Annotated in this window: 16 protein-coding genes; 1 reads left to right on the plus strand and 15 read right to left on the minus strand. The window is 63.6% G+C overall.

Translation table 11 applies throughout. The features are described 5' to 3' along the window. Positions 1 to 218: transposase (locus NKJ80_RS28410; protein WP_352498765.1), on the plus strand; the 218-nt coding region annotated here is incomplete at its 5' end. Positions 219 to 449: 231 nt separating this feature from the next. Here NKJ80_RS28410 and NKJ80_RS28415 read toward each other — a convergent pair. The 15 genes from NKJ80_RS28415 to mraY form a co-directional block, all read right to left on the minus strand. After that, positions 450 to 1,142 (minus strand): DUF2461 domain-containing protein, encoded by a 693-nt coding sequence (locus NKJ80_RS28415; RefSeq protein WP_023830767.1) that lies wholly within the window; start codon positions 1,140 to 1,142, stop codon positions 450 to 452. Then, positions 1,142 to 3,346 carry an NAD-dependent DNA ligase LigA gene (ligA, locus tag NKJ80_RS28420; RefSeq protein ID WP_352498766.1) on the minus strand — a complete coding sequence of 735 codons (2,205 nt, stop codon included), beginning with the start codon at positions 3,344 to 3,346 and terminating at the stop codon, positions 1,142 to 1,144. The genes NKJ80_RS28415 and ligA overlap by 1 nt, the downstream gene beginning before the upstream one ends. A gap of 111 nt (positions 3,347 to 3,457) precedes the next feature. Then, positions 3,458 to 5,131 (minus strand): DNA repair protein RecN, encoded by a 1,674-nt coding sequence (gene recN, locus NKJ80_RS28425; RefSeq protein WP_023668285.1) that lies wholly within the window; start codon positions 5,129 to 5,131, stop codon positions 3,458 to 3,460. 218 nt (positions 5,132 to 5,349) lie between these two features. Beyond that, a complete protein-coding gene (locus tag NKJ80_RS28430; protein WP_023668284.1) occupies positions 5,350 to 6,219 on the minus strand; it encodes an outer membrane protein assembly factor BamD in 870 nt (289 codons plus the stop codon). Positions 6,220 to 6,482: 263 nt separating this feature from the next. Beyond that, a complete protein-coding gene (lpxC, locus tag NKJ80_RS28435) occupies positions 6,483 to 7,430 on the minus strand; it encodes a UDP-3-O-acyl-N-acetylglucosamine deacetylase (RefSeq protein WP_023668283.1) in 948 nt (315 codons plus the stop codon). 271 nt (positions 7,431 to 7,701) lie between these two features. Then, entirely contained in the window at positions 7,702 to 9,360 is a 1,659-nt protein-coding gene (gene ftsZ, locus NKJ80_RS28440) for a cell division protein FtsZ (RefSeq protein ID WP_352498767.1), read from the minus strand. Positions 9,361 to 9,426: 66 nt separating this feature from the next. Further along, on the minus strand, positions 9,427 to 10,734 hold the full coding sequence (gene ftsA, locus NKJ80_RS28445) for a cell division protein FtsA (RefSeq protein ID WP_023688034.1): 1,308 nt from the start codon (positions 10,732 to 10,734) through the stop codon (positions 9,427 to 9,429). Beyond that, complete coding sequence (locus NKJ80_RS28450; RefSeq protein ID WP_023688033.1) at positions 10,731 to 11,672, minus strand: cell division protein FtsQ/DivIB; 942 nt, start codon at positions 11,670 to 11,672, stop codon at positions 10,731 to 10,733. Before NKJ80_RS28450 ends, ftsA begins: the two co-directional genes overlap by 4 nt. After that, entirely contained in the window at positions 11,660 to 12,586 is a 927-nt protein-coding gene (locus NKJ80_RS28455) for a D-alanine--D-alanine ligase (protein ID WP_023744604.1), read from the minus strand. The genes NKJ80_RS28450 and NKJ80_RS28455 overlap by 13 nt, the downstream gene beginning before the upstream one ends. A gap of 302 nt (positions 12,587 to 12,888) precedes the next feature. Next, complete coding sequence (gene murB, locus NKJ80_RS28460; RefSeq protein WP_027050618.1) at positions 12,889 to 13,854, minus strand: UDP-N-acetylmuramate dehydrogenase; 966 nt, start codon at positions 13,852 to 13,854, stop codon at positions 12,889 to 12,891. After that, positions 13,851 to 15,257 (minus strand): UDP-N-acetylmuramate--L-alanine ligase, encoded by a 1,407-nt coding sequence (murC, locus tag NKJ80_RS28465; RefSeq protein ID WP_023668277.1) that lies wholly within the window; start codon positions 15,255 to 15,257, stop codon positions 13,851 to 13,853. Before murC ends, murB begins: the two co-directional genes overlap by 4 nt. Next, on the minus strand, positions 15,257 to 16,381 hold the full coding sequence (gene murG / locus NKJ80_RS28470) for an undecaprenyldiphospho-muramoylpentapeptide beta-N-acetylglucosaminyltransferase (protein WP_023705550.1): 1,125 nt from the start codon (positions 16,379 to 16,381) through the stop codon (positions 15,257 to 15,259). Before murG ends, murC begins: the two co-directional genes overlap by 1 nt. 1 nt (position 16,382) lies before the next feature. After that, positions 16,383 to 17,534: a putative lipid II flippase FtsW gene (ftsW, locus tag NKJ80_RS28475; protein WP_023668275.1), complete on the minus strand. Its 1,152-nt coding sequence runs from the start codon at positions 17,532 to 17,534 to the stop codon at positions 16,383 to 16,385. Next, a complete protein-coding gene (murD, locus tag NKJ80_RS28480; RefSeq protein ID WP_023697020.1) occupies positions 17,534 to 18,934 on the minus strand; it encodes a UDP-N-acetylmuramoyl-L-alanine--D-glutamate ligase in 1,401 nt (466 codons plus the stop codon). The genes ftsW and murD overlap by 1 nt, the downstream gene beginning before the upstream one ends. 8 nt (positions 18,935 to 18,942) lie before the next feature. Beyond that, positions 18,943 to 20,025 (minus strand): phospho-N-acetylmuramoyl-pentapeptide-transferase, encoded by a 1,083-nt coding sequence (mraY, locus tag NKJ80_RS28485; RefSeq protein ID WP_023668273.1) that lies wholly within the window; start codon positions 20,023 to 20,025, stop codon positions 18,943 to 18,945. Positions 20,026 to 20,032 lie beyond the last annotated feature (7 nt).

A 20,032-nucleotide genomic window follows, 5' to 3' on the forward strand; every position in this document is an offset into this window, starting at 1 on the left:
ACAAGCATCTCAAATCCACCAACATGCTGGAGCGGCTCAACGAGGAAATCCGCCGGCGCACCTATGTCGTGCGCATCTTCCCCAACACCGAAAGCTGCCTGTGTTTGGTCAGGGCGTTGGCCGTCGAGACCAATGAAAACTGGATGGAGGCCAACCGATACATCAACACGGACGACCTGCGCGAGCACAAGAAACTCGCTCTGCGCCAAGCCGCATGACCAGCATCATGGCCGCCCCATTTTGCAGAACTTGACGCACACAACCATTTGCAGAACTCTCAGCACACTACCGTCACGCTTTAGACGGCGTCATGACAAGCGGGGAAAGTAGGCGGGGAAATTAGGGGCGGAACACAGTTTGCTGCTGGCGCAGCTGTTACCACTGAGGCCGCAGAATGCGGCAAGTACTTCACTAACGCTGGACACGCTTCCATCAAAACGTGAAAGACTCTAGCTCTGCGGTGCCGTGCCCTGGATCGCCCTGCCCCAGTGAAGCAGCGGCTTGGCGCGCGAGGCGAAATCGACAAGCTCGTCGACCAGCGTCGGCGCGTGAATTCCAGCCGGATCGATCATGTGCTGGACATAGAAGTGCCGGTTGCGGATGGCGTCGACAAGATCGGGTTCGTTGACCTGCTCGAAGCCGCGCGGCGTGCGCTTCATGCGGCCCTCGGTTTCGAGTTCGAAGCCGTTTTTCCTAAGGGTTGAAAGCAGTTTTCGGAAGTCGGCCGGCCGGGCGATGATCGCCTTGCGCATCGCCAGCAGCAGGGACGGCTCCGGATTCCACCAGGCGACATCGGCAAAGCAGCGGTCGATCCCGACATAGACGAAGAACACGCCCTGCTCCATCTTGGTGCCGTCCGGCGACAGCATGGCCGACAAATGCTGGTTGTAGGGCCGCTTGTCCTTGGCGAAGCGCACGTCGCGGTTGATGCGAAACAGTGACTTCTTGCGGTCACCGCGCAAGCCCAGACCCGCCGCCGCGAAGCGCTCGGTCAGCGTCTCGACCAGATCGCAGAACGGCTCATGCAACTCGCTGTCGTAAAGCGCGCGGTTTTCCTGGAACCATTCGCGGCTCTGGTGGAAGTCGAGCGCCTTGAGGAACGGTATGGCCTTTTGCCCGAACCCTTTGAACGAACCGGCCATCACGCCTTGCCGACCCGTTGCAGCCAGGTGTCCTCGTCGATGACTTCGACGCCGAGTTCGCTGGCCTGCTTCAGTTTGGAGCCGGCGCCCGGCCCGGCCACCAGCAGATCGGTCTTCGCCGACACCGAACCCGCCACCTTGGCGCCGAGCCGTTCGGCCATCGCCTTGGCTTCGGAGCGCGTCATCTTTTCCAGCGTGCCGGTGAAGACGATGGTCTTGCCGGCAACCTCGCTGTCGGCAGAAACGGTGACGACATACGGCTTCGGCTTGACCTGTTCGAGCAGTCTGTCGAGCACGTCGTCATTGCGTTCATTGCCGAAGAAATCGCGCAGCGCATCGATCACTGTATCGCCAATGCCGTTGATGGAGGGGAAGACGCTGTGCGGATCCTCAGCCGCCGCCGTTTCCTTGCCGACGCGGATCAGCTCCTCGATGGTCGAAAACGTCCGCGCAAGCACGGCCGCCGTCGTTTCGCCGATATGGCGGATGCCGAGTGCGAAGATGAAGCGGTCGAGCTCCGGCTCGCGGCGCGAATCGATGGCCGCGAACAGCTTGTCGAGGCCTTCATAATTGCGGTCCTCGACACCGCGCACATTCTTGCGCGCCTTGCCCGATGCCGCCTCGCGCTGCCTGGCCTGCTCCTCGCGCCGCTCGGCCAGCGCCCTGGTGACGGCCGGGCGGCGATCCCTGAGGGTGAAGATATCGGCGGCGGTCTTGACCAGTCCCGAATTGAAGAACAGGTCGATATTCTCGGCGCCCAGCCCCTCGATGTCGAGCGCGCCGCGCGACACGAAATGACGCAGCCGTTCCACGGCCTGGGCGGCGCAGATCAGCTCGCCGGTGCAGCGCCGGCGCGAATCCTCCTTGCCGGTCTTTTCGTTGATTTCGCGCGTCGCCGGCGAGCCGCAGACCGGACAAATGTGCGGGAATTCGTAAGGCACCGCATCAGCCGGCCGCTTGTCGACGACCACGCTGACGATCTGCGGAATGACATCGCCCGCCCGTTGTATGACAACCGTGTCACCGATGCGGACATCGATGCCGTCGCGAATCGGCAAGCCGTTGCTGTCAAAACCCTTGATGTAGTCCTCATTGTGCAGCGTGACGTTTTCGACCACCACGCCGCCGACCGTGACCGGCGCTAGCCGCGCCACCGGCGCCAGCGTACCGGTACGGCCGACCTGGATGTCGATCTTCTGCACCGTCGTCATCGCCTGTTCGGCCGGGAATTTATGCGCAACCGCCCAGCGCGGCTCGCCGGTGACAAAGCCCCAGCGACGCTGCAATTCCAGCTGGTCGACCTTGTAGACGACACCGTCGATGTCGTAGCCGAGCGACGAACGCAGCTCCTCGATCTTGTGGTAGTGCGCGATCAGCTCGTCGACCGACTTCGCCCGCACCATCAATGGGCTGACCTTGAACCCCCATTCGGCGAATTTCTGCACCGAATCATATTGGGTCGGCGCCGGATCCGCTGTCGTATAGCCCCAGGCATAGGCAAAAAATTTAAGATTGCGGCTGGCGGTGACGGACGCATCCTTCTGTCGCAAGGAGCCCGCTGCCGTATTGCGCGGATTGACATAGTCCTGGCCGCCCACCGCCGCCGAGCGGGCCTTCAGTGCCTCGAATTCCGCATAGGTCATGTAGACCTCGCCGCGGATCTCGATGGTCTCGGGCCAGCCCGATCCTTTCAGCTTGGCGGGGATGTCGGCGATGGTCCTGAGATTGGCGGTGATGTCCTCGCCTACAGTGCCGTCGCCGCGCGTAGCACCCTGCACGAACACACCGCGTTCATAGCGCAGCGACGCCGACAGGCCGTCGATCTTCGGCTCGGCCGTAAACGCGATGTCGAGGTCCTTGTCGCGGTCGAAGAAGCGCCGGCCACGCTCGATGAAATCGGTGACGTCCTCGTCTGTGTAGGCCTTGGCGAGGCTGAGCATCGGCACCGCATGGCGCACCTTGGCAAAGCCTTCCGCCGGCGCGGCGCCGACCCGCAGCGAGGGCGAATCCTCGCGCACCAGACCGGGAAAGCGCTCCTCGATGGCAAGATTGCGCCGCCGCAGCGCGTCATATTCTGCGTCCGTAATCGTCGGCGCGTCCTCGGCATGATAGCGCCGGTCATGACCGGCGATCTCCTCGGCCAGCCGCTGGAGCTCATCCGCGGCTTCGCTTTCGCTCAACGATTCGACTGGTTTTTCAGACATGCAGCGGTCCCTGGACAGTGGCGAGGCACCATAAATCAGGATTTCGGAAAAAGCATTCCTGAACAGCGGGATGGAGCCATATCCTGACTCAGTCCGAAAGCCTTGCGACGACTACGCTGCAGCAATATTCTCGCGCAGCAGCCGTTCCGCGGCTGCGCGCGCCTCGTCGGTGATGGTAGCGCCGGCCAACATGCGCGCGATCTCTTCCTGGCGCGCCGCCCGGTCCATTTCGGCGATGCCGGTGGCGACCTTGTCCGAGCCGCCGGATTTGGAGATCAGGAAATGCGTCGCAGCACGTGCCGCCACTTGCGGAGCATGCGTGACCGACAGCACCTGCACGCGCTTCGACAGCCTGGCCAGCCTTTGGCCGATCGCATCGGCCACGGCGCCGCCGACGCCGGTGTCGATCTCGTCGAAGACCAATGTCGGCGCCGAGCCACGGTCGGCCAGCGCCACCTTGAGCGCCAGCAGGAAGCGCGACAGCTCGCCGCCGGAGGCGACCTTCATCATCGGCCCAGGCCTGGTGCCGGGATTGGTGCGCACCCAGAACTCGACCTGGTCGATGCCTTCTTCCATGCGGTTCTCGCCATCGCTGGCCAGTTCGACGATGAACTCAGCCCGTTCCAGCTTCAGCGCCGGCAATTCGGCCATCACAGCCTTGGTCAGGCCGACCGCGGCCGCATGGCGAAGGGCGGAGAGCTGGGCTGCGGAAATATCGTAGGCTTCTCGCGCCGCTGAGGCCTGCTTTTCCAGGACATGCAGGCGCCCCTCGCCGGCATCAAGATCGGCGAGATCGGCGGACATGGTGTCGCGCAGTTGCGCCAAATCGTCAACGGCCACACTGTGCTTACGTGAGGCCGCACGCAGCGAAAACAGCCGCTCCTCCGCCTTCTCCAGCCTCTGCGGGTCGTATTCGGTGGCGCGCAGTGCCGCCTCGACGCCCGATTGCGCTGCATCCAGTGACAGCATCGCCTCGTCCAGCGACTTCACCACATCCTCGAGCAGTCCCGGCGCTTCGCTGGCCTTGCGCTGCAGGCGCCTCAGCAGGCTGGCCAGTTGCGGCAGCGGCGAGGACGGGCCTGACAGCACATCCTGTGCATCGTGTATTTCCGAGGCGATCTTTTCCGCCCGCATCATCGTTGCACGCAATTCCGCCAGCTGTGTCTCTTCGCCGGGCTGCGGATCGAGCTTTGCCAGTTCCGCCACCGAGGCCCTGAGATAATCGGCCTCGCGCGCCGCTGCCTCGACCTTGGCGCGGTGCCTGGCAAACTCCTGCTCGGCGCCGCGCCAGTAGCGCCACGCCTCGCCGGTCGCGCGGGCAGCGCCCAGATGGCCGCCAAAACTGTCCAGCAATTCGCGATGCGCGCCTGGATCGACCAGGGCGCGCTCGTCATGCTGGCCGTGGATCTCGACCAGCGCGTGGCCTATGTCGCGCATCAGCGTGACGCTGGACGGCTGGTCGTTGACGAAGACACGGGTACGGCCATCCGCGGTCTGCAGCCGGCGCAGGATGATGTCGCCGTCATCCTCGATGGCGTTTTCGGCCAGCAGCGCGCGCACCGGGTGGTTGCGCGGCACATCGAAGACGGCAATGACCTGGCCCTGGGCAGCACCGTGCCGCACCAGCGAGGCGTCGCCGCGCGCGCCAAGCGCCAGCGACAGCGCGTCGAGAAGGATGGATTTGCCGGCGCCGGTTTCACCGGTCAGCACGGAAAGGCCGGGCTGGAAGTCGATATCCAGCTTCTCGATCAGGACGATATCGCGGATCGACAGTCTGGAAAGCATCAGAACCCGGACCTCAAGCAATTCCAGGAAAAGTGCGTAGCGGTTTTCCGTCCGGAATTGCGTAGAACAAAAAGTTAGGACGGTTCAGCGCCTCAATCAAACCACTGAACCGCTGTGAAGCGGCATGCGACCGATGGAGTCGCAGCGCCGCACTATCTTTTTGTTTGAGCGTCGGATCAATCCGAAAAGCGCGTTCCGCCTCAGTCGATGCTCGGGCGTCAGGCGCCGGTGATCAGCTTGCCGGCCTTGGATATCCACGATCCGGCATTCTCGCGCGGCTCAAGCCCGTTGCTCTGCAACAGCTTGTAGGTATCCTTGTACCATTGGCTGTCGGGATAATTGGTGCCGAGCACCGCAGCGGCGGTTTGCGCTTCCGAGGTCAAGCCCATCGCGTAGTAGCTTTCGGCCAGACGCGCCAGCGCCTCTTCGACATGGCGGGTGTTGGAATAGTTCTCGACCACGTTGCGGAAGCGCTTGACGGCAGCAATGTATTCGCGCCGCTCGAGATAATAGCGGCCGATCTGCATCTCTTTGCCGGCCAGCTGGTCGTTGGCGAAACGGATCTTTTCCTTGGCGTCGTCGACATATTCCGACGTCGGCCAGCGCGTCACCAAATCCTGCATCGTCTGCACGGTCTGGCGTGCTTCCTTCTGATCCTGGGTGACGTCCTTGATCTGCTTGTAGTAGCTCAGCCCGATAATATACTGGGCGTAAGCCGCGTCGTCGGTCGACGGATAAAGCGTCAGATAGCGCTTGGCCGAGCCGATTGCTTCGTCATAACGGCCGGCGCGATAGTCGGCGAAGGCGCCCATCACCATCGACTTGCGGGCGAATTCCGAATACGGGTGCTGGCGGTCGACGGCGTCGAACTTCTTGCTCGCCTCATCCAGGCGGCCGGCATTGAGATTGGCAAGGCCTTGATTGTAAAGGACGTCGGCCGGTTCGGTCTGGTCGACATAGGTCGACAGGTCGACGTCTTTCTCGGACGACATGCAGGCTGAGAGGAACAGCGATGGCACAACCACCGAAAGCGCCAGGAAAACAGCCCGATACGGCGCTTTCGATTGACCAACTCGCTTGAAGAACATGATCGGATTGCGCCCTTTCGGCGTTAGTTCAATGCCTTTCGCATGGCGTTCCCTCAAAACTGATCCCCACTTTTGAGCGACATGCGCCTAACAGACGGCAGCAGCCATAAACCATAACTGCCTTGCCCAGCAACGCTATGTCTAGCCAATCGCACATTTTTGTGGCGGCTTGGTGTTGCCCCGAATGCTACGCACTTTCACTGGCCGGTGATGCTTTCGTGCAACACCGGCCAGCGTTCAGAAAGCCAGAAAATCGTTAAGAATCAGATCACCCAGGGCGCAAAGACAGGGCCGGTGACGGCGCTCATCTCGGCGGTGCGGCCGCGCTCGCGGCGCGTGGTCTCGACGACCTCGAAGGCCGAACGGTCGGACAGAAGCCGCCGCAAAGCAGCCGCATTCATCCGGTGACCGCCGCGATAGGAGCGGAAGCAACCGATGAAACGGGCGCCGGCCAGCGCCAGATCGCCCATCGCGTCCATCGTCTTGTGGCGAGCGAACTCATTGGGGTAGCGCAGGCCGCCCATGTTGATCACCCGGTTGTCGTCGCCGATCACCAGCGAGTTCTCCAGCGAGGAGCCCAGCGCATAGCCGGCCGCCCACAGCCGCTCGACATCCTTCATGAAGCCGAAGGTGCGGGCGCGCGCGATATCCTGGCGAAAGATGTCGGGGTTGATGTCGGAGGCGAATAGCTGGCGGCCGATCGCCGGGCTTTCGAAATCGATCTCGACCTCGAAGCGCGTGCCGCTATAGGGCCTGAACTCGGCCCAGGACGCGCCATTCTCGATGCGGACGGGCTTGACCACCCTGATGTAGCGGCGCTTGACCGCCAGCGTCTCGATGCCGGCTTGGTCGATGGCTTCCACGAACGCCACCGCACTGCCATCGAGGATCGGAACCTCATGACCGTCGATCTCGATGACGATGTTGTCGATGCCGAGCCCGAAAAGCGTCGCCATCAGATGTTCGACGGTGGCGATATGCTCGCCTGCCGGATCGCCGAGCATGGTGCAGAGATCGGTCGCGCCGACTTCAGCAACCAGCGCGCGGAACTCGCGGCTCTCGCTTCCGTTCGAAAGGTGGAAGAGCACGCCGGTGTCGGCGTCCGCAGGGAGGAAATTGACGGTGACCGGTTTGCCGCTGTGAACGCCGGTACCGGTCAGCGTTGCACGCGATTTCAGTGTCGTCTGATAGTCTTGCAAGACAAACCCCATAGCCCAAACGCCTAAGTCCGCTTTAACCCAAAAGGCGCGGCTCTTTTTTATCGGCAGGCAGGGCCACTTCCCCGAATCCCAGCACACCGAAAGTGCTGCGGCAAAGATAATGGTCTGTCAGGGAGACTCCAAATCACGGTTTCTTACTCTGTGTAACCGCGACAGACCTTGAGCGTCACATCGTAACGTCTTGTTATTAAACCACTTTAAACGTTAACAGGCAGACAATCTCTCGTCTGCCTGTTAACAAGTGTTACATACCGTTAACGGCTCAGTTGGCCTGGCGGCGCAGGAAAGCCGGTATCTCCAGCTGGTCGTCTTCCTGGGTCGACCTGGTCTGCGGCGTCAACCGGCCCTGATCGTCGAGCTGGCCGCGGCGCGGCGCGTAAAGCTGCGGATCCTGGCTGGCAAGGCGGCGCATTTCCGGCGCCGCCTGGCGCAGTTTCGGTTCGCGCGGCTGTGCCGGCTGCAACCGGGCCGGCTCTTCTTCGCGGCGCGTCAGCCCGTTGGTCAGCCGCTTGAGCAGCCCCATCGGCCCGCTGTTTTCATGGTCGGCCGGACGGCCCTTGGCTTCCACCTCGGCCCGCACCACAGGCGGAAAATCCTCCACCCGCGGCATGCGCTGCGGTGCGGCAGCCACCGGCTGCGGCATTTCCCGCATCGGCGCCGGTTGCATCACCTGCTGCACGACAGGCTGCGGCTGGGCAGGCGGGGCCTGGAAGATCTTGCTCTGCGGGCGGAAATCTTCCGCCTGGGCCATCGGCGCCGGACGAGCCATTGCCGCCGCATTGGCCTCGGCAAGCTGGATCGGCTCGGCCACCGGATCGGCCGCGCGCTGCTCATAGGTCTGCTGCTGGACCGGTGCCGGACGGCCTTCCGCCCCCGGAGCCGCTGGGCGGCTGACCGGCTTCTGCTGCGGCGGCACGGCCCGGATCGAGATCGGCGCCGCGGCAATTTCAGCTGCCGATTTGTCGATGCCGGTGGCGACCACCGAGACGCGGATGACGCCTTCGAGTTCCTCGTCGAAGGTGGCGCCGAGGATGATGTTGGCGTCCTGATCGACTTCCTCGCGGATGCGGGTCGCGGCCTCGTCGACTTCGAACAGGGTCAGGTCGCGGCCGCCGGTGATCGAGATCAGCAGGCCCTTGGCGCCCCTCATCGAGGTCTCGTCGAGCAACGGATTGGCGATCGCCGCCTCGGCGGCGGCCATCGCGCGGCCCTCGCCCGAAGCTTCGCCGGTGCCCATCATCGCCTTGCCCATTTCGCGCATCACCGAACGCACGTCGGCGAAGTCGAGATTGATCAGACCTTCCTTGACCATCAGGTCGGTGATGCAGGCAACACCGGAGTAGAGCACCTGGTCGGCCATGGCGAAGGCGTCGGCAAAGGTGGTCTTGTCATTGGCCAGCCGGAACAGGTTCTGGTTGGGGATGACGATCAGGGTATCGACACATTTCTGCAGCTCCTCGATGCCGAGATCCGCCGTCTTCATGCGGCGCTGGCCTTCGAAATGGAACGGCTTGGTGACGACGCCGACGGTGAGGATACCCCGTTCGCGCGCCGCGCGGGCAACCACGGGAGCCGCACCGGTTCCGGTGCCGCCACCCATACCGGCGGTGACGAAGCACATATGGGTGTTGGAGAGATGATCGATGATCTCATCGATGCACTCTTCCGCCGCCGCACGGCCCACTTCAGGCTGCGAGCCGGCGCCGAGCCCCTCGGTGACATGCGCGCCGAGCTGGATCAGCCGCTCGGCCTTCGACATGGTCAGCGCCTGTGCATCGGTGTTGGCCACGACGAACTCGACACCGCGCAAGCCCGCGGTGATCATGTTGTTGACGGCATTGCCGCCGCCGCCGCCGACACCGAATACGGTGATCCGCGGCTTGAGCTCGGTGATGTCCGGCTTTTGCAGATTGATCGTCATTGTCTCCGTCCTTTGCCTTTCCCGCCGCTTCGCCGCCGCGGCCGCCTATGGGGCTGTCCCCGTCAATTAGAAACTGTCTCTCAACCACTGACTCATGCGATGCAGTTTTCCGCCCGTCCCGGTCATCCTGAGACCGGAAATTCCTTTCGCCGGATGGCTCTCGAAGCTCGCCATCTGCGGATAGATCAGCAGCCCGACCGCCGTCGAGAAAGCCGGCCCCTTGGCAGCTTCCGGCAGGCCCGCCACGCCGAGCGGGCGTCCGATGCGCACATTGCGTCCCAGAATGCGGCGCGCCGCCTCGGGGAGACCCGCAAGCTGGCTGGCGCCGCCGGTCAGCACGACGCGTTTTCCCACGGCATTGCCGTAGCCCGACTTGTTCAGCCGGTCGCGCAACAGTTCCAGCGTCTCGTCGATGCGGGCGCGGATGACGCGCGTCATCACCGAGCGCGGGATCTGCAGCGGCATCTCGCCGTCTTCGCCGATCGGCTGGATCGAGACCAGGTCGCGATCGTCGGCACTGCCAGGCAGCGCCGAACCATGCATCACCTTCAGCCGCTCCGCGGCGTCGAGCGAGGTCGACAGGCCCTTGGCCATATCGAGCGTCACATGATTGCCGCCGATGGCAATGGCATCGGCGTGGACGAATTTGCCTTCCGAAAACACCGAGATGGTCGTCGTGCCGCCGCCCATGTCGATGCAGGCCGCACCCATTTCCAGTTCGTCGTCGACCAGGGCCGCAAGCCCGCTGGCATAGGGCGTCGCCACCATGCGCTCGACCGAAAGATGCGAGCGGTTGATGCAGAGCTCCAGATTGCGCAGCGGCGCGGCATCGCCCGTCAGCACATGCATATCGACGCCGAGCTGGTCGCCGACCATGCCGCGCGGATCGCGCACGCCGCGCTCGGCGTCCAGCGAAAAGCCGACGGGCAGCGAATGGATCACGTCGCGTTCGGCCTTGAGCGCCTGCTTGGCGCCGGCGGCAAGCACGCGCTTGATGTCGGCTTCGTCGGCCTGATGGCCACCAAGATTGATGGTGGCCGAATAGGTTTCGCTCTTCAGCCGGCCCGCCGTCATGTTGACGATCAGCGAATCCACGGTCAGTCCCGCCATGCGTTCGGCTGCGTCGACGGACAGGCGAATGGCGTGCTCCGCGCGGTCGAGATCGACGACCACGCCCGACTTCACGCCTTGCGATTTCTGGTGGCCGATGCCGATCACCTGGATGCGGTGCGAGCGGCCGCGCAACAGCTTGCCGTCCTCGCGCGGCTTCAGTTTCGCCACCACGCAGCAAACCTTGCTCGAGCCGACATCCAGCACGGTGAGCGTGCCGGAACGCCGCGAAGAGGCATCGCTGTTGCCGCCAAGCCAGCTCATATCTTCGTCCCCGACTTGCGCTTCAGATTTTGCGGCTTTTCATTGAGCGCGGCCTGGCGCTGCGTCGCCGCTTCCGGCGTCAGCTGCACCACCAGGCGATCGGAGATGCGCATGTCGACGGCGGCGATGTCCCGCGTCAGAAGCCCGTTGTCGTGGTCCATCCGAACCAGATCGGCGATCGCCTGATCCTCGCCATCCTCGGGCAGCTTGATCGTGATGCCGTTTTCCAGCTTAAGGTCCCAGCGCCGTTCGCCGATGCGGATATAGCCTTTGACCCGAGCCGCGAGCTCGGGAAATTTGTTGATCTTGGCCACGAAGTCGGGGGCCTTGGCCGGCGCGCCGGTGCCGATGATCAGCGGCAGCAGCGCCTGCTTGCCGCCGGAGAACGGCGCGATCACCGCGCCGGAGCGTTCGATGACCGAAAGCTCCGCGCCCTGCTGCCAGAGCGCGAAGGGCTCGCGCTCCTCGACACGCACTTCCAGCGTATGTGGATAGACCTTGCGCACCGCCGCCACTTCGACCCAGGGCAAGGTATCAATACGTTCACGCGCGGCCTCGGCATCGAAGCCGATCAGTGACGTCCAGCCGTCGAGCTCGAGCCGGTCCAATATGTCGATCTCCGAAGTCTGGCGGTTGCCGACCACCTTGATCTGGTCGACGGCAAAGCCGGTCCGGGCGGTGATGCTCTGGACGATGTCGTCGGCATGACCGCCGAGAATGGCGCCATAGAGGCTGCTTGATGCAATGAGCGAAGCCGACAGGATGGCCGCGGAAAAGCGCGGCGCGACGAAGTCGCCGCCGCCCAGGCGCGCCAGCACGCGCACCGGCCGGCGCAGCACGCGCGGCAGCACGAAATGGTCGAACGACAACGGCATGCCGAACAGCGCCGGCCCGGCGCCGCCCCTGCCCTTGTCCTGTCCCCATTTCAACGCAGACACGAAGCGTCCTCCACCATCCAACTCAACAATTTGCCAAACGAGTGCCCGGCCTGGGCGGCGATTTCAGGCACCAAAGACGTCGGCGTCATGCCCGGCTGAGTGTTGATCTCGAGCCAGACAATCTCGCCGTTTTCGGAGTGACGGTCGTCATAGCGGAAGTCCGATCGGGAAACGCCCCGGCAGCCGATAGCCAGATGTGCCTTGAGCGCCAGTGTCTGTATTTTTTGGTAAATATTTGATGAAATTTTAGCAGGGATTTCGTGTTTTGATCCGCCGGCGACGTATTTTGAATCATAGTCGTAGAAGGAATGGCCGGTCGGAATGATCTCGCAGACGCCGAGCGCCACGTCGCCCATGACGGCGCAGGTCAGCTCGCGCCCATGGATGTAGCGCTCGACCATGACGGTCTCGCCATATTTCCATTCGGACGAGCCGATGACCTGCGGCGGATGCGACTGCCCTTCATGCACGATGACGACGCCGAAGCTTGAGCCTTCATTGACCGGCTTGACCACGTAGGGCGGCTTCATCGGATGCTTGTTCTGGATGGCAAAGCGGCTGGCAACCTTCGATTCCGCCACCGCGATGCCGGCAGCCTTGGCGACCTTCTTGGCTTGCTCCTTGTTCATGGCGAGCGCCGAGGCGAGCACGCCCGAATGGGTGTAGGGAATGGCCAGATATTCGAGGATGCCCTGGATGGTGCCGTCTTCACCGAACGGGCCGTGCAGTGCGTTGAAGACGACATCGGGCTTGAGTTCGGTGAGCACGGCGCCGACATCGCGCGCAACATCGACGCGGGTAACCTGGTAGCCTTCATTCTCAAGCGCATCCGCACACGCCTTTCCCGAAGACAGAGACACGGGCCGCTCGGACGAGAATCCGCCCAGGAGGACAGCCACATGCTTGTTCTTCATATCCCGTCATCCCTCTCACGGCGGGCCCGCAACCACGCATTCAGCGACCAGATTGAGTCCGAGTCTCCCGGCAGGTTGCCCCCCAGACGGAAAACGCGGTCGACGCGTCGAACGACTCAAATCAGGAAACGCTTTAAGGCAGAGAATCAGAGAGTTGATTCGCTGGCAAGTGCTTATGATTCCGACAGATTCACTTTCCGCGAAAACGGCCGGAAAAAGCGTGTTGTGAGTCTTTGGAGCAACGGTGGCGCTGTTGTTTCAGACCGTTTGAAGTTCAAGCATCACATGAACTTCAGCTTGCGCTAAAGAAGCTGTCCGAGGAATTCCTGCACGGCATGGCCGGGGCGGAAATTGCCGAGCCGCTTGATTTCCCACTGCAGGCGGATGCCTGAATTTTCAAGCACGCGGGCGCGCACCGTCTCGCCGAGATATTCGAGGTCGTATCCGGTCGCTGTTCCGGTGTTGATCATGAAGTTGCAGTGCATCGGCGACATCTGCGCGCCGCCGATCATCAGCCCGCGGCAGCCGGCCTTGTCGATTTCCTTCCAGGCCGAGGTGCCTTCCGGATTCTTGAAGGTCGAGCCGCCGGTCTTCTCGCGGATCGGCTGCACCGTCTCGCGATGCGTCTGGACGGCGTCCATGGCCGCCTTGATCGCCTCCTGGTCTTCCAGAACACCTTCGAAAACGGCGGAGGTGAAGATCAGCCCGGCAGGTGCGGCCGAGTGACGATAGGCATAGCCCATGTCTTCATTGCTGAGGGTGTGGAGATTGCCCTTGCGGTCGAGCGCCCGAACCTCGACGACACGTTCCCGCGTCTCGACGCCATTGGCGCCGGCATTCATCCTCAGCGCCCCGCCGATGGCGCCGGGAATGCCGTGATAGAAATGAAAGCCGCCAATACCGGCCTCATAAGCGACGGCCGCGACGCGCTTGTCGGGCGTCGCAGCACCGGCCTTGATGACGGTCGGCGAAACCACCTCGGCTTCGCCAAAGCCCTTGGCCGAAAGCCGGATGACGAAACCCGGAATCCCGCCGTCGCGCACCAGGAGGTTGGAGCCGACACCGACGATGGTGAGCGGGATGTCCTCCGGCACGGCGCGCAGGAAGGCAGCCAGATCCTCCTCGTCGGCCGGCTGGAACAGGGCGTCCGCCAGACCGCCGGCGCGGAACCAGGTGATCTTGTCCATCTCGGCATTGGGCGTGATGCGGCCGCGCAGGCCGGCAAGCCGGTCGCCAAGTTTGTCGAGCAGGTCCTGGCCGCGCATCATGAGACGGTACCGCCGAGTTCCCCAGGCAGCGCATAGGCCCATTGGGTGATGTTGCCGGCGCCCAGGAAGATGACGAAGTCGCCCGGTTTCGCCAACGCGCGGATGACGGGCGAAATCGCGGCAGGGGTTTCGACGTAGCGCGCATCGCGATGGCCCCCGGAGCGGATGCGCGACACCAGCGCCTCCGAGGTCACGCCGTCGATCGGCTCCTCGCCCGCCGCATAGACCGGCGCCACCATCACCGTGTCGGCATCGTTGAAACAGACCGAAAACTCGTCGAACAGATCGTGCAGCCGGGTGAAGCGGTGCGGCTGCGCAATGGCGATGACGCGGCCCTTGGTGGCGCTGCGCGCCGCTTTCAACACCGCCGTGATCTCGACCGGGTGGTGGCCGTAATCGTCGAAGATGTCGACGCCGTTCCACGAGCCGGTGTGGGTGAAGCGCCGCTTGACGCCGGCAAAGGACGACAGCCCTTTCTTGATCGCTTCGGCCGATAGGCCGAGTTCATGCGCGACCGCAATTGCGGCGGTGGCGTTGGAGACGTTGTGGCGGCCGGGCATCGGCAGCCGCAGATCCGATATCGTCGTCTGGCCGCCGGTCTTGCGGTCGCGGATCACCACGTCGAATGCCGAGACGGCACCGGCCATCCGGTGGTTGGTGAAACGCACATCGGCCTGCGCGTTCTCGCCATAGGTGATGACGCGGCGGTCCTCGATGCGGCTGACCAGCGCCTGTACTTCCGGATGGTCGGTGCACATCACGCCAAAACCGTAGAACGGCACGTTCTCGACGAATTGCCGGAACGCCTCGCGCACCTTGTCGAAACTGCCATAATGGTCCAGATGCTCGGGATCGATGTTTGTGACGACGGCGATCTCGGCCGGCAGCTTGAGGAAGGTGCCGTCGCTTTCGTCGGCTTCGACCACCATCCACTCGCCATCGCCCATACGGGCATTGGTGCCATAGGCATTGATGATGCCGCCATTGATCACCGTCGGGTCGAGCCCGCCGGCATCGAGCAGCGTCGCCACCATCGACGTGGTTGTGGTCTTGCCATGCGTGCCACCGATCGCGACCGCCTGGCGGAAGCGCATCAGTTCGGCCAGCATCTCGGCCCGGCGCACGATCGGCAGCAGTTTTTCGCGCGCGGCCTTCAGCTCGGGATTGGATTTCTTGATCGCGGTGGAGACGACCACCACTTCGGCCGCGCCGATATTCTCGGCCTTGTGGCCGACAAAGCATTCGATGCCCTTGTCGCGCAGCCGCTGGACATTGGCGCTGTCGGCCTGGTCCGAACCCTGCACCTTGTAGCCGAGATTGTGCAGAACCTCGGCGATGCCGCTCATGCCGATGCCGCCAATGCCGATGAAATGCACAAGGCCGATGGTCTGCGGCATCTTCATCAATGCGTCCCTTTCCTGAAATCCGAAACGGTTTTTCTGGACGCAATAGCCTCTGTGAGATCAGCGAGCAACCGTGCCGCGTTCGGCCGGCCAGCCGACTTCGCTCCGGCAGCCATGGCCGTCAGCCGCTCGGGAGTGTCCATCAGCCCGCCAATGAGAGCCGCGATGCGCTCCGGCGACAGTGACGATTGCGGATGCACCTCGCCGCCGCCCGCCGCGGCAAGGGCGGCTGCGTTCGCCGCCTGATCGTGATCCAGCGCATAGGGATAAGGCACCAGCAGCGCCGGCCGGCCGATGACGGCGATCTCCGAAACCGTCGAGGCGCCGGAGCGCGAGATCACCAGATGCGCCGCGCCCATGCGCTGTGCCATGTCGGTGAAGAAGGGCGAGACCTCGACATGGACGCCGAGTGCCGCATAGCCGGCCTTCACCCGCGCCACGTCGTCGGCGCGGGCCTGCTGGGTGATCACCAGCCGCTTGCGCTGCGCCTCCGGCAGAAGTGCGATCGCCGTCGGCATGGCGTCGGAAAAGAACTGCGCGCCCTGGCTGCCGCCGAACACCAGGAGCCTGAACGGATCCGCCCCTTTGGATGCGGTGTAGGGCGTCTTGGCCGCCTCCAGGATTGGCGGCCTGACCGGATTGCCTGTCGTCACCGTCTTGGCGCCTGTGGCACTTTCATCTTGCGGCAGGAAGCCGCCGGCAATCGCATCGACACGCCCGGACAGCGCCCGGTTGGCGCGGCCCATCACTGCGTTCTGCTCATGGATCAGCGTCGGCAGCTTGCGCCGCGTCGCGGCATAGAGCGGTGGCAAGGTCGGATAACCGCCAAAGCCGACGACCGCATCAGGCTTGATCCTGGCGATGACGGCAGAGGCCTGGCGCACGCCGCGCCAGATCTTCCAGAACGCTCCGAGCAGAGCGGCGGGGTTTTTCGAGCCCATCGTCGCCGACTGGATCGGATGGATGGCGGCGGCCGGGAAATGGCCGGCAAAGCGCTCGGCGCGGTCGTCCGTCGCCAGATGCACGCCCCAGCCGCGCTCGATCAGCTCATGCGCCAGCGCCTCGGCCGGAAACAGATGTCCGCCGGTTCCGCCAGCCGCGAGAAGGATGACACCCCGCGCCATATCACTCCGCCGGCAGGGCGCGCTGCGACAGGGCAAAGCCCATCTGCTTGCGCTTTTCCGGTCGCTTGCGCGTCAGCGCCAGCACCATGCCCATCGAGATGGCAATGGCGATCTGCGAGGAGCCGCCATAGGAGATGAAAGGCAGCGTCATGCCCTTGGCCGGCATCAGTTGCAGGTTGACGCACATGTTGATGACCGACTGCAGGCCGAAGACGGTGACGAGACCGCCGACGGCGTAGCGGGTGAAATCATCATGTTCCTTCAATGCCGTGCTCAAGCCGCGCAGCACGATGAAGGCGAAGATCGACATGATGAAGAAGCACATGATCAGCCCGAACTCTTCGCCGGCGACCGAAAACACGAAATCGGCATGCGCGTCGGGAATGACCCGCTTGACCGTGCCCTCGCCCGGGCCGACGCCGAACCAGTGGCCGTTGATCAGCGCCTCGCGGCCCATGTCGACCTGGAACGTGTCGCCTTCGCCGGTCAGGAATTTGTCGATGCGGGCGGCGACGTGCGGGAACACCGTATAGGCGGCAAACAGGCCGCCGGCGCCGGTGGCGCCAAGCGCGATGATCCATAGCCAGGGCAGGCCGGCCATGAAGAACATGACGCCCCAGGTGCCGGTCACCAGCATGGTCTGGCCGAGATCGGGCTGCGCCACCAGAAGCGAGATGACCAGGATCAGCAGCAGCATGGCAAACAAATTGCCCGGGATGTCGGGCTGGCGCTTGTGTTCGGCGAACAGCCAGGCGCAGACGATGACGAAGGCGGGTTTCAGAAATTCCGACGGCTGGATCGACATGCCGACAAACGACACCCAGCGCCGCGCGCCTTTCACCTCGACGCCGATATAGAGCACGGCCACCATCAGCACCAGCATGATGCCCAGGATGATCAGCGCCATGCGCCGGATCTGCCGCGATTCCAGGAAGGACACTGCCAGCATCACGCCGAGCGCCGGCACGGTGAAGATGATCTGCCTGGTGGCAAAGTGGAAACTGTCGAGGCCGATGCGTTCGGCCACCGCCGGGCTTGCCGCAAAGGACAAGACGATGCCAAGCCCCATCAGCGACAGGAACGCCGCCAGGAACCAGCGATCGATCGTCCACCACCAGGTTGCGACCGGGCTTTTGTCGAGACGGCTTTGCATTATCGTGCCCCTCCGATGGGTTTCACGCCCTCGATAGCATTCGCAGCTTGCCTGAAGGCTTCGCCGCGAACTTCGAAATTCTTGAACTGGTCGAAACTGGCGCAGGCCGGCGACAGCAGCACCACCGCCTCGCCGCTGTCATCCTTGGCCGCGTCTTTCGCGGCATGGTCGACCGCGGCGGCCAGGGTGCCCGAGATTTCATAGGGCACGGCTTCGCCGAGCGTCGCCGAGAACGCGGGCGCCGCCTCGCCGATCAGATAGGCCTTGGCGATGCGCGGGAAGAAACCGCGCAGCGGCTCGATCCCGCCTTCCTTGGGCAGTCCGCCGGCGATCCAGTAAATGCGCGAAAAACTCGACAGCGCCGGTGCCGCCGCATCGGCATTGGTCGCCTTGGAATCGTTGACGAACAGCACGTGGTCCTTCCGCCCGACCTGCTCCATGCGATGCGCCAGGCCCGGGAAGCTCTCAAGTCCTGCCTGGATCTCGCCGAGGCTCAAGCCGACCTTGAGGCAGGCGGCGACCGCGGCAAGCGCGTTCTGCGCATTGTGCTGGCCGCGCAACGAACCGATGCCTTCGAGGAAGGCGACGCGGCTGTAGCGGCCATGCACGGCTTCCATCAGATCGGAGCCGTCGGCGAAATAACCGTCGGTCAGCGGCAGCCGCTTGGAGATGCGGATCACCTGTCGGCCCGCCCTCTCCAGCCGGTCGGCGATCTGCGCGCACCAGCTATCGTCGACGCCGACAATGGCTGTCTCGCTGCCGGCGACCAGCCGCTCCTTGATCGAAGCGTAGTGCTGCATGGTGCCGTGGCGGTCGAGATGGTCGGGCGTCAGGTTGAGCAGGATGCCGGCCGTCGGATTGATCGAGGGCGCGAGATCGATCTGGTAGGACGAACACTCGACGACATAGTGCCGGTCAGCCCGCGGTGGATCAAGCGTCATGATGGCGCGGCCGATATTGCCGCCCATCTGTGTGCCGCGCCCTGCCGATTTGAGGATATGCGCGGTCAGCGCCGTGGTCGTCGACTTGCCGTTGGTGCCGGTGATGGCGATGAACGGCGCATCAGGCGCGCGCGCAATCCGCTCGCGGCAGAACAATTCGATATCGCCGATCACTTCGACGCCGGAGCCACGCGCCAACTCCACCGTCCAGTGCGGCTTGGGATGCGTCAGCGGTACGCCGGGTGAGAGCACGAAGGCCGAGAATTTCGACCAGTCGGCGCCGCGCAGATCGGCGGTCGCAATGCCTTGGTCAGCAGCCTTGGCGACGCTATCGGGATTGTCGTCCCAGGCGAGCACGTCGGCGCCGCCCTCGATCAGCGCGCGCGCCGTGGCGATCCCCGAGCCACCGAGCCCGAAGAGCGAAACGCGTTTGCCCGAAAAGGATGCGGCGGGGATCAAGCGGGTTCCTATCTCAGCTTGAGGGTCGACAGGCCGACCAGCGCCAGGATGACGGCGATGATCCAGAAGCGGATCACCACCTGGCTTTCGGTCCAGCCGAGCTTTTCGAAATGATGATGGATAGGCGCCATCAGGAAGACGCGCTTGCCGGTCATCTTGAAGTAGCCGACCTGGATGATGACCGACAGGATTTCCACGACGAACAATCCGCCGACGATGACCAGCACGATTTCGTGCTTGGTGGCGACCGCGACCGTACCGATCAGGCCACCCATGGCCAGCGAACCGGTGTCGCCCATGAAGATCGCTGCCGGTGGCGCGTTGAACCAGAGGAAGCCGAGGCCGGCGCCGATGACGGCGCCAAGCACGACAGCCAGCTCGCCGGTGCCGGGCACGAAATGAATCTGCAGATATTCGGCGAACACCGCATTGCCGGAGAGGTAGGCAATAACGCCGAAGGATGCCGCCGCGATCATGATCGGCACGATCGCCAGCCCGTCGAGGCCATCGGTCAAATTCACCGCATTGCCGGCGCCGACAATGACGAAGCAGGAGAACGGCACGAAGAACCAGCCGAGATTGATGATGAATTCCTTGGCGAAGGGGAAGGTCAGCGACGACGAGAACGGCGCCTGGCCATTATGCATGATCGCCCAGGCGGCGATGCCGGCGATGACGAATTCCAACGCCAGCCGCGCCTTGCCGGAAAAGCCGAGATGCGACTGCTTGGTTACCTTGAGATAGTCGTCGTAAAAGCCGATCGAACCGAAGCCCAGCGTCACCAAGAGCACCACCCAGACATAGATCGAGGAGAGGTTCGCCCATAGAAGCGACGAGCCGACGATGCCGCACAGGATCATCAGCCCGCCCATCGTCGGCGTGCCGGCCTTCTTGAAATGCGTCTGCGGGCCATCGGCGCGGATCGGCTGGCCCTTGCCTTGCCGCAGCCTAAGCGAATTGATGATGGTCGGCCCGAAGATGAAGACGATCAGCGCCGAGGTGATCAGCGCACCGCCGGTGCGGAAAGTTATGTAGCGGAAGACATTGAAGACCGAGACCTTGTCCGCAAAATCGACGAGCAATGTAAACATACGATTC

The sequence above is a fragment of the Mesorhizobium sp. M0030 genome (genome assembly GCF_040323695.1).
Classification (GTDB): domain Bacteria; phylum Pseudomonadota; class Alphaproteobacteria; order Rhizobiales; family Rhizobiaceae; genus Mesorhizobium.